This window comes from Cedecea neteri (assembly GCF_000758305.1).
Classification (GTDB): Bacteria; Pseudomonadota; Gammaproteobacteria; order Enterobacterales; family Enterobacteriaceae; genus Cedecea; species Cedecea neteri_C.
Window position 1 is genome coordinate 839,708 of the sequence record NZ_CP009458.1, and the last position, 11,752, is coordinate 851,459.

Sequence of the window (11,752 nt, forward strand, 5' to 3'; positions counted from 1 at the left end):
CTTAAGCCTCACCCAGATAGGCGCGGATCACATCAGGGTTGTTGCGGATTTGCTCCGGCGTGCCGTTGGCTAACGGCGTTCCCTGGTTCACCACGTAGATACGGTCAGAAATGCCCATGACGAGCTTCATGTCATGCTCAATCAGCAACACCGTGGTGTTGTGGTGATTACGCAACTCCATGATCAACTCATCCAGCTCATGGGTTTCTTTTGGGTTAAGGCCAGCGGCAGGTTCATCCAGCATCAGGATTTCCGGCTGGGTTACCATGCAGCGAGCAATTTCAAGGCGGCGCTGATCGCCGTAGGCCAGGTTGCTTGCCTGGCGGTTAGCGTGCTCCAACAGCCCGATACGCTCGAGCCAGGTGGCCGCTCTGTCCAGCGCTTCGCTCTGCGCACGACGGAAACCAGGGGTTTTCAGCAAGCCTGCAAAAATACCGGTTTTCAGTTGCTGATGTTGCGCCACCAGCAGGTTCTCAATCACCGTCATTTCACGGAACAGGCGAACGTGCTGGAAGGTACGCACCACGCCCATGCGCGCAATCTGCTGGCCCGGTAAGCCTTCCAGATGCTGGTCGCGCAGCAAAATGGTGCCGCCGGTCGGCTTGTAAAAGCCGGTCAGGCAGTTAAACACCGTGGTTTTACCGGCGCCGTTCGGGCCGATAAGCGAAACAATTTCCTGTGGATGCAGCTCGAGGGAGACATTGTTGACGGCCAGCAGGCCGCCGAAACGCATCATCAGACCGCTTACGGATAACAATGGCTGACTCATGCCTGCTCTCCTTTCACTTGCTCTTTCTTCAGCTTCAGATGCGGACGCGTCATCGGCAGTAACCCTTGTGGACGCCAAATCATCATCAGCACCATCAGGCCGCCGAGCACCAGCATGCTGTACTCGTTCAGGTCACGCATCAGCTCACGGGACACCACCAGCAGAATAGCGGCCAGAATCACCGCGAACTGCGAGCCCATCCCGCCCAGCACCACAATCGCCAGCACAAACGCCGACTCGGCGAAGGTGAAGGATTCCGGGCTGACAAAGCCCTGGCGTGCGGCGAACAACGTCCCGGCAAAGCCCGCAAAGGCGGCGCTGATGGTGAACGCAGTCAGCTTGATGCGGGTTGGGTTCAGGCCCAGAGAGCGGCAGGCGATTTCATCTTCGCGCAGCGCTTCCCAGGCGCGGCCCAGCGGCATACGCAGCAGGCGGTTAATCACGAACAGCGACAGCACGACCAGCAGCAACGCCACCAGGTACAGGAAAATAATCCTGTCGCTCGGGTCGTAGGCCACGTTAAAGAAGTTACTGAAGGTATCCCAGCCGCCTTCGCGGGCGGTGCGGCTAAACTCCAGGCCGAAGAAAGTCGGTTTTGGGATCTGGCTGATGCCGTTCGGACCACCGGTAATATCGGTGTTGTTCAGCAGCAGGATACGGACGATTTCCCCGAAGCCCAGCGTCACGATCGCCAGGTAGTCACCACGCAGGCGTAGCACCGGGAAGCCGAGCAGGAAGCCCGCGGCAGCTGCCACCAGGCCCGCCAGCGGCAGGCAGGTCCAGAAGCCCAGGCCGTAATAGTGGTTCAGCAACGCAAAAGTGTAAGCGCCGATAGCGTAGAAGCCGCCGTAGCCCAGCACCAGCAGGCCAGACAGCCCCACCACCACGTTCAACCCCAGACCGAGGATGATGTAAATCATGGTTAATGTAGCAATGTCCACGGTGCCACGTGACACCAGGAACGGCCACGCCACGGCGGCAACCAGCAGCGCCACCAGGAACAGCTTCTGCTTAGCCGTGGAACCATCCAGCGCCGGCAGCACAAACTTCGGCCCGGATACTTTCTTCATGCCTTTCTGGAACAGCGGACGCAGCAGCTGGAACACCAGTACCGCAGCGGTGCCAATGAAGACCCATTCCCAGCGCACGGAAGGCGCGCTGTTCACCACCAGTTTGGTGCCGTCCAGGCTAAGCTGAACGCCCATAAATACCGATGCTAAAACGAAGAACATGGCTGCGGAGAGCAGCGAAAAAACAATATGCATCGGCTTCATACTTTCTCAACCTCCGGACGACCCAGGATCCCGGTAGGCATCACCAGCAGCACCACAATCAGCAGCGCAAAGGAGACGACGTCTTTATATTCCGTGCTCAGGTAGGCTGAAGTCAGCGCTTCGGCCACGCCGAGGATCAGGCCGCCAATCATGGCACCAGGAATACTGCCGATGCCGCCAAGTACCGCTGCGGTAAAGGCTTTCATCCCGGCCATAAAGCCGATGTATGGGTTGATTACGCCGTAGAACTGGCCCAGCAGTACGCCAGCCACTGCCGCCATTGCGGCACCGATGACGAAGGTGAGCGAGATAACGCGGTCGGTATTAATCCCGAGCAGGCTGGCCATTTTCAGGTCTTCAGCACAGGCACGGCAGGCGCGGCCCATGCGGGAATAACGGATGAACAGCGTCAGCGCCAGCATAGCCAGGAAGGTCACAACCCAGATAACCAGCTGCATTGTGGTGATGGTGGCGGTGAAGTTATCGCTCGCCCCCACAATCCACTGGCCGTTAAACAGGCTTGGCAGTGCGATGTCGCGCGAACCTTCCGTCAGGCTGACGTAGTTTTGCAGGAAAATGGACATCCCGATGGCGGAGATCAGGGCAATCAGGCGCTTGGAGTTACGCACCGGCTTGTAGGCGACGCGCTCAATGCTCCAGCCGTAGGCGCTGGCGATGATAATGGCGCCAATAAAGCCTGCGCCTACCAGCATCCAGCCCACATCAATTCCGAGCATCATTAGCGCGGCGATGATCATGAAAGAGACGTAGCTGCCGATCATATACACTTCGCCGTGAGCGAAGTTGATCATGCCAATAATGCCGTACACCATCGTATAACCGATGGCGATCAGCGCATAGGTACTGCCCAGCGTGACGCCGTTAAACATCTGCTGAAGGAAGTAGAGAAACTGCTCGGACATAACTTAACCTTTTAAAAACCCCCAGCATAGGCCGGGGGTGGGATGACTGTGCAGCCTTCGCCTTACTTCGCCACTGAGGACGAACCATCGGCGTGCCACTGGAAGACACCGAATTCAAATCCTTTCAAATCGCCTTTCTCATCCCAGTTCAGCGGCCCAATCACGGTGTTCGCACCGTGTGCTTTTAAATCTTTCACCAGCGCAGCAGGATCTTTGCTGCCGGTGCGGTCCATGGCGGTGGCCAGAGACTGAACAGCCGCGTAGGTGATCCACACATACGGGCCGCTCGGGTCTTTCTTCGCCGCTTTCAGTTCATCAACGATAGCTTTGTTGGCCGGATCCTGGTCATAGCGCTTAGGCATGGTGACCAGCATCCCTTCGCCCGCAGGGCCAGCGATGTTGGACAGAGAAGCGTTACCCACGCCTTCCGGCCCCATAAACTGAGTTTTCAGGCCAACGGCGCGCGCCTGGCGCAGGATCTGCCCCATTTCCGGGTAGTAGCCGCCGTAGTAAACGAAATCGATGTTTTCTTTTTGCAGACGCGCCACCAGGGTGGAGAAATCTTTGTCGCCGGCGGTGATCCCGTCGAAGAACACAATGTTCGCGCCGCCTTTTTTCAGGCCGTCCTGCACGGAGCGCGCCAGGCCTTCGCCGTACTGCTGCTTGTCGTGGATGATCGCGATGCGCTGCGGCTTAACGTGTTCCAGAATATATTTGGACGCCGTTGGGCCCTGGGAAGAGTCGAGGCCCGCGGTACGCATGATCATGCCGTAGCCGCGCTGGGTCAGCTCAGGGTTGGTCGCGCCCGGAGTGATCATCAGGATGCCTTCATCTTCATAGATATCAGAAGCCGGCTGGGTGGAAGAGGAGCACAGGTGGCCGATAACGTATTTCACGCCGTCGTTAACGATTTTGTTGGCAACCGCCACGGCCTGTTTTGGATCGCAGGCATCGTCATATTCAACGCCAACCAGCTTGTCGCCTTTGATCCCGCCTTTGGCGTTGATGTCTTTGATAGCCTGGCGAGCGCCGTTAAATTCCATGTCGCCCCACTGCGCGACCGGACCTGACATTGCCCCGACAACAGCCACTTTAATATCACCCGCGGTTGCCGCGTGAGACACGGCCAACGCCACCAGCCCGGCCAGTAATGTCTTCGCGTTCATCTTCATTCGTTCCATCCCCATAACTTGGTTAAAAAGCACTCAGTACCTTTTATAATCAATGACCATTTTTATCAGTGCCTTTAAGGAGTTAGCGGTAAAATTTACAATTTATCAGGCTAAACTCTCTATTTTTCAGGCGATTAAGTAGAGATAATATTCTGTATTTCGCCATAGTTAAACAAAAAAAAGCACCAAAATCAGCATAAAATAGCGGTACAAAGAGCCGAACAATTCACTGGATTTTAGTGCTTTATCCTGGTCAGGATTCAATCTGCCGCGTTAAAGGCTGGCTTACCTTTACGCTAAAAAGTAATCAACTGCTGAACGGCATAAAAAAGATAAAGCGTCTGAGGCAAATAAATTGGTTACACTCGAGGTTTTCCCGCTTTTTGGTTAGGTCACTTATGAAACTCACTATCATTCGTCTGTTTGAGTTTAGCGCTCAGGATAAAATTGACCTCGGTAAGATCTGGCCGGAATATTCCAGCGGTTCGCTGACCCTCAGCGACAATGAAAGGATCTACGCCGCAAAATTTAACGAGCGGCTGCTCGGTGCGGTGCGCGTCACGCTCACAGGCGATGCCGGAGCGCTGGATTCGCTGCGAGTTCGTGAAATTACCCGCCGCAGAGGCGTGGGGCAGTATTTGCTGGAAGAGGTCATGCGGGATAACCCAGCGGTTGCGCACTGGTGGCTGGCAGATGTTGGCGTTGAGGATCATGCCGTGATGACGGCGTTTATGCAGGCTTCCGGGTTCCGCGAGCAGAGCGGTGGCTGGGGGAAGTGAGCAGCCCTCACCCCGACCCTCTCCCGAAAGGAGAGGGAGAAAACACTAATTTTCAGAGTCGGTTGTGAGAACCCTCACCCCGGCCCTCTCCCAGAGGGAGAGGGAGTAAACACTAAAACGGCAACCCAGGGTTGCCGTTTGCTTTTATTTTGCGTCAGTGGCTGTGCCGTTGGCATGCCAGGTGAACACGCCGAACTCAAAGCCTTTCAGGTCGCCTTTCTCATCCCACGACAGCGGCCCCATTACGGTATCCACGGTCGCCCCTTTCAGGTATTTCGAGATTGCCGCCGGATCTGCACTCTGGTTCAGGCCAGCTGCCAGAGACTGCAGGGCTGCGTAGGTAGTCCAGACGAATGCACCACTTGGATCCTGTTTCTTAGCTTTGATCGCGTCCACAATCGGTTTGTTGGCCGGAACCTGATCGTAGTTCTTCGGTTTGGTCACCAGCAGGCCTTCTGCGGAATCTCCGGCAATGTTAGACAGAGAAACGTTCGCTACGCCTTCAGGCCCCATGAACTGAGTTTTCAGGCCAGCGGCGCGGGACTGACGCAGGATCTGCCCCATTTCCGGGTGGTAGCCACCGTAGTAAACGAAGTCGATGTTTTCTTTCTTCAGGCGGGCAACCAGCGTGGAGAAGTCTTTCTCACCGGCGGTGATCCCGTCGAAGAACACCACATTAGCGCCGCCTTTTTTCAGGCCGTCCTGCACGGAACGCGCCAGGCCTTCACCGTACTGCTGCTTGTCGTGGATGACCGCAATACGCTTAGGCTTCACGTGTTCCAGGATGTATTTCGCCGCGGTTGGGCCCTGGTCGGAATCCAGACCGGTGGTACGCAGAGTCAGCTTATAGCCACGCGCGGTCAGCTCAGGAGCAGTAGCCGCCGGGGTAATCATCAGAATACCTTCGTCTTCGTAGATGTCAGACGCTGGCTGAGTGGAAGAAGAGCACAGGTGACCGATAACGTACTTGATGCCATCGTTCACCACTTTGTTCGCTACCGCGACCGCTTGTTTCGGGTCACAGGCATCGTCATATTTGGTGATAACCAGTTTGTCGCCTTTGATCCCGCCTTTGGCGTTAATGTCAGCCACCGCCTGCTCAGCACCGGTAAATTCCTGATCGCCGTATTGCGCGACCGGCCCAGACATTGCCCCTACTACCGCGACCTTAATATCTTTTGCCATCGCCGCGTGGCTCATTGCCAGTGCAATGCATCCTGCCAGTAAGGCTTTACCCGTCATTTTCATCCTGAGAGTCCCCATTGTTATGGTTATTGAATTTGTTGTGTTGTTGTTTGTTAGCGCATTATTCTGTTTGTAGGTATAAGAAAAGCATATGATAGCTAACTTAAGGGCAGCAGCCGGCGCTACGGCAGCACACTATGCTAAACATAGCGCCATTTGCGATAATTTGGAAAGACATATTTGAAGGTTAGATAACGGGAATGTGACAAAAAAATAACCGCGCCGGAAAGCCTCCAGACGCGGGGGAGCAAGCCTCGGAATCACCAACCTGCCGGCAAATATCCCAGAGCGGAAGCAACCGCATAAACGGCACTACAGAGATACAGCAACACAATGAAAATCTGGATCAGCGGGTGAGTCATAAACGCCGGGCAGGTCCAGCCCGGCGTGACATCGCCGTTGCGGCGGGCGCCTTTGATCATCAGGATCGGCATAATCGATAAAATCACCCCGCTGAACACGCCGGCAAAATAGAGCGCATTCACGAACGACACCAGCCCGCTGTAGGCCAGCACAAACGGCGGGATAGCCACCACCAGCAGCACCAGAAAACGCTTCAGAGAAGGCTCATCGCTGCCCAGGCGGAAGCGGTCAAAGATATTGGTCAGGAAACTTCCGCCCAGCCCCCAGTACGACGTCAGCATGGCGCACAGTGCAAACAGGTTCGCCGAGAAGAATGCCCACTCTCCCAGCGCTTTCCCCCAGGAAATCGTCGCCACCTCAGAGATATCGTCCAGCCCGTTAAGCATGATGACCGACATCGGCACCAGGGCCAGCAGCGCGAAGGTCACCACCATGCCAACGATGATGGCTTTCGGCAGCTTTTCGGGCTTGTCGGCAAAACCACGCGCCATCTCCGGCACGATGTACTGCGCCGAGAAGCAGAACACTACCACGTTGAACACCGGCACCATGTAGAGCCAGTTACCTTCCAGCAGGTAGCCGACGCTGGTCGTCTCTTTCAGCAAAGTGGCAATCACCAGCACCGCGATCATCACCACCATGCCAACGCTAATGAACTTTTCCCCACGCCCGATGGCTTTCAGGCCCATGTACAGCACGCCCGCCGCCGGGATGAAAAACAGCACGCTGCCCAGAGCCGGGGAGATACCAAACAAAGAGTGCAGCAGTTTGCCGCTGCCGGTCATATAGGCGGTCAACGCCCCGACGCTGTTTACGCAGACGGAAAGGAACATCATCAGCGCACCAAAGCGCCCGACGTAGCGCAGCGACAGCCCGCTGAGCTGCAGATGCTGACGGGTTCGCAGCGTGGATTCGGCGACGTAAAGCATCGTCACGGTGGTCAGGCTGCCCACCAGCACCAGCCAGAAAAGCAGCGGCCAGAAGCCCGCTTTACTTGAGGCATAGGCGATAGAAAGCACGCCCGCGCCAATGTTAGTGCCGACAATCATCGACACGCCTTCAACGAAACTCAGAGATTTTCCGGGAACAGCTGTCCGCTCCCCGCGCGCAACGGCGGGAGAGAAGGTGGAGTTTTCAGACATAATATTTTCCGTATTACTCCGGCGGTAACGCCCGCCGGAAAACAGGGGATATCAGGGTGATAAACCACTTCACGCTGGGAAAAAACGCTGCGGCCGCCTTATGTATGGCGGGCTTCCCTGCCGCCGCAAACTACGGGGATTAGCCCTTAAGCACCTGGGACAGAATAGCCAGAGCTTTGGTGAACTGAGCATCAGGAATGGTCAGCGGATAAAGGAAGCGGATAACGTTGCCGTAGACACCGCAGCTCAGCAGCAGCAGCCCTTTCTCCTGAGCTTTCAGCTGAACTTCACGGGTATATTCTGGCGAAGGTTTCCCGGTCTGCGGATCGTTAAACTCCACCGCCACCATTGAACCCTGCCCGCGCACGTCCACAATCGCCGGGCAGCTTTGGCGCGCCTGATTCAGCACTTCTTTCAGGTGTTCACCAAGCTGGGTCGCACGCTTGCACAGCTGCTCTTCTTTGATCACATCCAGCACTGCGTGAGCCGCCGCAACCGCCAGCGGGTTGCCCGCATAAGTGCCGCCCAGGCCGCCAGGCGCAGGGGCATCCATTACTTCGGCACGGCCGACAACGCCGGACAACGGGAAGCCACCGGCCAGGCTTTTCGCCATCGTCATCAGGTCGGCTTTGACGTCGTAATAGTCCATCGCAAACAGCTTGCCGGTGCGCGCGAAGCCGGTCTGCACTTCATCGGCAATCAGCAGAATGCAGTGGGTGTCACACAGCTGACGCAGCGCCTGCATAAATTCAGGTGGCGCCACGTTGAAGCCGCCTTCTCCCTGAACCGGCTCCAGTACGATGGCCGCAACCTGGTCCGCGGCGATATCGGCTTTAAAGATGCGATCCAGGCTTTTCAGCGCATCGTCTGTTGTCACGCCGTGAGCGGCATTCGGGTAAACCGCGTGGTAGACAGAGCCAGGGAATGGGCCAAAACCGATTTTGTAAGGTGCCACTTTGCCGGTCAGCGCCATGGTCATAAAGGTACGGCCATGGAAGCCGCCGCCAAAGGTGATCAGCCCGGGACGTTTGGTATAAGCGCGGGCGATTTTCACCGCATTCTCAACCGCTTCTGCACCGGTAGTGAAGAACGCGGTTTTCGCCGGGCCGTCAATCGGCGCCAGTTCGTTAATGCGCTCGGCCAGCGAAACGTAGCTTTCATAAGGGACAATCTGGTAAGCCGTGTGGGTAAAGGCCTGCAATTGTTTTTCTACAGCGGCAATCACTTTCGGGTGACGATGGCCGGTGTTCAGCACGGCGATCCCAGCAGCGAAGTCGATAACCTCGTTGCCTTCCACATCCCACAGGGTGGCGTTCTCCGCCTTCTCTGCAAAGTAGCTACACATCACGCCTACACCGCGCGGCGTGGCCTGTAAACGACGCTGATTCAGCTCTGCACTTTTCACCTTGGTCTCTCCTGTTAAGTCAGTCACTTTGTCGCAACAAATCAGAAACAATGTCGTTTATTTACACAGGTATTGGCCCTATAATCGAGTACCAATTCAGATTATCTGAGGGATCCAATTGCGAGATTTAGTGGGTGATTTGATTCTTGTCAGGCTGCACGAAGAGACCGATATTCTGCTGCATAAGCGCCTGTATAACGCGCTACGCCGCTCCATTCTGGATGGTGCATTGCCGCCCCACAGCCGCTTGCCCGCCTCCCGCGACTTAGCCAGCGAACTCAATATCTCTCGTAACACTGTGTTAACAGTTTATGAGCAGCTTATGACCGAGGGGTACGTTTCATCCCGCCAGGGCAGCGGGACTTTTGTTGAAAAAACGCTGCCGGATCGCTTCACCTCCACGGGAAGCTTTGGCGAAGGTGGCGTGGCGTCTGTACCCGAGGTGTCTATTTCCCGTCGCGGCCAGCATCTTCTTTCGCAGGTGAGCGCCAGCCCGCGCCAGTGGGGAGCTTTTATTCCCGGCGTACCGGACGTCAACGCCTTCCCTCATCCGCTATTCAGCAAGATCCAGGCACGTATTAGCCGTCGCCCGAAACCGGAACGCCTGAGCTATAGCTGCAACGGCGGCACGCCTGAACTGCAGCATGCGCTGGTCGACTATCTGCGTGTTTCACGGGGCGTAAACTGCCAGGTTGATCAAATCCTGATCACCGAAGGGATCCACCAGGCAATCGATCTGGTCACCCGGATGCTGTGTGACAGAGGCGACCTGGCGTGGATCGAAGAACCTTCTTACTGGGGCATTCGCCACGTACTGACGATGAATGATGTGCGAGTCACGCCGCTCACCGTCGATGAGAACGGCCTTTGCCCGCCAGAGAAAGTCACCGAAGCGCCACGCTTAATCTTTGTCACGCCGTCTCATCAGTACCCGCTGGGGGCGGTGATGAGCCTGGAGCGCCGCCAGCGCCTGTTGGCACTCGCCCGCCAGCACGGCAGCTGGATTATTGAAGATGACTACGACAGCGAATTTCGCTTTTCTGGCCAGCCTATTCCGGCGCTGCAGGGGCTGGTCACCGACGCGCCGGTGGTTTACATCGGCACGTTCAGTAAAACGCTTTATCCAGGGTTAAGGCTCGGCTATGTCGTGTTGCCGCGCCCGCTGGTCAATGACCTGAAAACCGCCCATGCGGAGCTGTATCGCGGCGGTCATTCCCTTATCCAGCAGGCGCTGGCAGAGTTTATTACCGCCGGGCATTATTCGGCCCATATTCGCCGGATGCGCCTGCTTTACGGCCGCCGTCGCGCCTTCCTGACCGACCTGATCTCCCGTCACTGCGGGCCACAGGCGCTGTCAGATTTTAGCGACAACGCCGGGCTGCATCTGATTTTAAACCTGCCGGATGAAGCCGATGATGTGGCGATTGCTGAGCGCGCCAACGCCCGCAATATTCTGGTGCGGCCGTTATCGCGGTATTACCTGACCGAACAGCGCAAGAAGGGATTGTTGATGGGGTTCGCCAGCCTGCCGGAAAGCGAAATGGAAGCGGCGTTTGCCGTGCTGCTGGCATGTATGCCGGAGCATAAAAAGCAAAACGCCCCAGCATAAAGTGGGGCGTTCTCGGTGCGCAGTACGGTATCGGCGTTAAGCTTCGATAGCGGCGCGCAGTTTTTTCATCGCATTCTTTTCAAGCTGACGAACACGCTCGGCGGACACGCCATAGCGGTCGGCAAGTTCCTGCAATGTACTTTTGTTGTCTTCGTCTAACCAGCGGGCGCGAATAATCTGCTGGCTGCGCTCATCCAGGCCCATCATCGCATCGCTCAGTTTGTCTGCGGCGTGAGATTCCCAGTTGTCGTCTTCAATGCCGTCGGCAAAGTTGGAAGACTTATCCTGCAGGAAGAGCACCGGCGCCATCGGCTGGCCGTCAGCGTCGTCGTCATTCGACATGTCGAAAGTCATATCCTGCGCCGCCATGCGTGACTCCATCTCAAGCACGTCTTTGCTGGACACGCCAAGCTCGTTGGCCACCATTTCGACTTCGTCCTGATTAAACCAGCCCAGACGCTGCTTGGTTTTACGCAGGTTAAAGAACAGCTTACGCTGTGCTTTGGTGGTCGCGACTTTCACAATACGCCAGTTACGCAGCACGTATTCATGAATTTCAGCCTTGATCCAGTGCACCGCAAAGGAGACCAGGCGAACACCCACTTCCGGGTTAAAACGGCGTACTGCTTTCATCAGGCCGATGTTGCCTTCCTGGATAAGGTCTGCCTGCGGCAGGCCGTAGCCGGAATAGTTACGCGCAACATGAACAACAAAGCGCAGGTGAGACAGGATCAGCTTTTTCGCTGCTTCCAGATCGCCCTGGTAATGCAGCTTTTCAGCCAGCTCCTTCTCTTCCTCAGCCGTTAACATCGGCCAGGCGTTTGCAGCCCGGATATAAGACTCCAGGTTACCAACAGGGGCTAAAGCTAAATTTTGCATTTCTTTGGTCATTCAAACCCTCTCTTAGAGACTAAGTACGGCTTGCCATTCAAGTGGCTGAGGCGCACCGACAACACGTCAGGCCCAGACCGTACCTTTCACTGTACTCTCAGACAGTGATGTTATCCACAAGTTCAATGTAAAGCTGTGAATAGATTACACACAAAGTGTGACGGTTATTGCAGCATCGCA

At 56.1% G+C, this 11,752-nt stretch carries 10 protein-coding genes; 2 read left to right on the plus strand and 8 right to left on the minus strand.

Annotation, left to right across the window (positions count from 1 at the left end; translation table 11 throughout):
* Window position 1 precedes the first annotated feature (1 nt).
* From livG to livK, 4 genes are all read right to left on the minus strand, one after another.
* Entirely contained in the window at window positions 2-769 is a 768-nt protein-coding gene (gene livG, locus LH23_RS03980) for a high-affinity branched-chain amino acid ABC transporter ATP-binding protein LivG (RefSeq protein ID WP_039288567.1), read from the minus strand.
* The gene (locus LH23_RS03985) at window positions 766-2,043 is read right to left on the minus strand and encodes a high-affinity branched-chain amino acid ABC transporter permease LivM (RefSeq protein WP_039288570.1); all 1,278 of its coding nucleotides are present in this window, start codon (window positions 2,041-2,043) and stop codon (window positions 766-768) included. Before LH23_RS03985 ends, livG begins: the two co-directional genes overlap by 4 nt.
* On the minus strand, window positions 2,040-2,966 hold the full coding sequence (livH, locus tag LH23_RS03990) for a high-affinity branched-chain amino acid ABC transporter permease LivH (protein WP_008457946.1): 927 nt from the start codon (window positions 2,964-2,966) through the stop codon (window positions 2,040-2,042). Before livH ends, LH23_RS03985 begins: the two co-directional genes overlap by 4 nt.
* A 62-nt stretch (window positions 2,967-3,028) precedes the next feature.
* Window positions 3,029-4,138, minus strand: coding sequence for a high-affinity branched-chain amino acid ABC transporter substrate-binding protein LivK (livK, locus tag LH23_RS03995; RefSeq protein ID WP_039288573.1), 1,110 nt, complete (start codon window positions 4,136-4,138; stop codon window positions 3,029-3,031).
* Window positions 4,139-4,536: 398 nt separating this feature from the next.
* Between livK and panM the strand changes: the two genes are divergently transcribed.
* Complete coding sequence (gene panM / locus LH23_RS04000) at window positions 4,537-4,917, plus strand: aspartate 1-decarboxylase autocleavage activator PanM (RefSeq protein ID WP_039288576.1); 381 nt, start codon at window positions 4,537-4,539, stop codon at window positions 4,915-4,917.
* A gap of 144 nt (window positions 4,918-5,061) precedes the next feature.
* Here panM and LH23_RS04005 read toward each other — a convergent pair whose 3' ends face one another.
* The 3 genes from LH23_RS04005 to LH23_RS04015 form a co-directional block, all read right to left on the minus strand.
* Window positions 5,062-6,165, minus strand: coding sequence for a branched-chain amino acid ABC transporter substrate-binding protein (locus LH23_RS04005; RefSeq protein ID WP_166878525.1), 1,104 nt, complete (start codon window positions 6,163-6,165; stop codon window positions 5,062-5,064).
* 257 nt (window positions 6,166-6,422) lie between these two features.
* Complete coding sequence (locus tag LH23_RS04010; RefSeq protein ID WP_039288582.1) at window positions 6,423-7,667, minus strand: aromatic amino acid transport family protein; 1,245 nt, start codon at window positions 7,665-7,667, stop codon at window positions 6,423-6,425.
* 139 nt (window positions 7,668-7,806) lie between these two features.
* Window positions 7,807-9,072, minus strand: coding sequence for a 4-aminobutyrate--2-oxoglutarate transaminase (locus LH23_RS04015; RefSeq protein WP_039288585.1), 1,266 nt, complete (start codon window positions 9,070-9,072; stop codon window positions 7,807-7,809).
* A 118-nt stretch (window positions 9,073-9,190) separates the two neighbouring features.
* On the opposite strand from LH23_RS04015, the gene LH23_RS04020 reads away from it, so the two are divergent.
* Complete coding sequence (locus LH23_RS04020; protein ID WP_039288589.1) at window positions 9,191-10,681, plus strand: PLP-dependent aminotransferase family protein; 1,491 nt, start codon at window positions 9,191-9,193, stop codon at window positions 10,679-10,681.
* 36 nt (window positions 10,682-10,717) lie between these two features.
* Here LH23_RS04020 and rpoH read toward each other — a convergent pair whose 3' ends face one another.
* Window positions 10,718-11,572 carry an RNA polymerase sigma factor RpoH gene (gene rpoH / locus LH23_RS04025; protein ID WP_039288594.1) on the minus strand — a complete coding sequence of 285 codons (855 nt, stop codon included), beginning with the start codon at window positions 11,570-11,572 and terminating at the stop codon, window positions 10,718-10,720.
* Between the last annotated feature and the right edge of the window lie 180 nt (window positions 11,573-11,752).

Coding starts and splice junctions, on each gene's coding strand:
- rpoH (WP_039288594.1), bottom strand. CDS start 11,572: ATGACCAAAGAAATGCAAAATTTAGCTTTAGCCCCTGTTGGTAACCTG.
- LH23_RS04005 (WP_166878525.1), bottom strand. CDS start 6,165: ATGAAAATGACGGGTAAAGCCTTACTGGCAGGATGCATTGCACTGGCA.
- panM (WP_039288576.1), top strand. CDS start 4,537: ATGAAACTCACTATCATTCGTCTGTTTGAGTTTAGCGCTCAGGATAAA.
- livH (WP_008457946.1), bottom strand. CDS start 2,966: ATGTCCGAGCAGTTTCTCTACTTCCTTCAGCAGATGTTTAACGGCGTC.
- livK (WP_039288573.1), bottom strand. CDS start 4,138: ATGAAGATGAACGCGAAGACATTACTGGCCGGGCTGGTGGCGTTGGCC.
- LH23_RS03985 (WP_039288570.1), bottom strand. CDS start 2,043: ATGAAGCCGATGCATATTGTTTTTTCGCTGCTCTCCGCAGCCATGTTC.
- LH23_RS04010 (WP_039288582.1), bottom strand. CDS start 7,667: ATGTCTGAAAACTCCACCTTCTCTCCCGCCGTTGCGCGCGGGGAGCGG.
- livG (WP_039288567.1), bottom strand. CDS start 769: ATGAGTCAGCCATTGTTATCCGTAAGCGGTCTGATGATGCGTTTCGGC.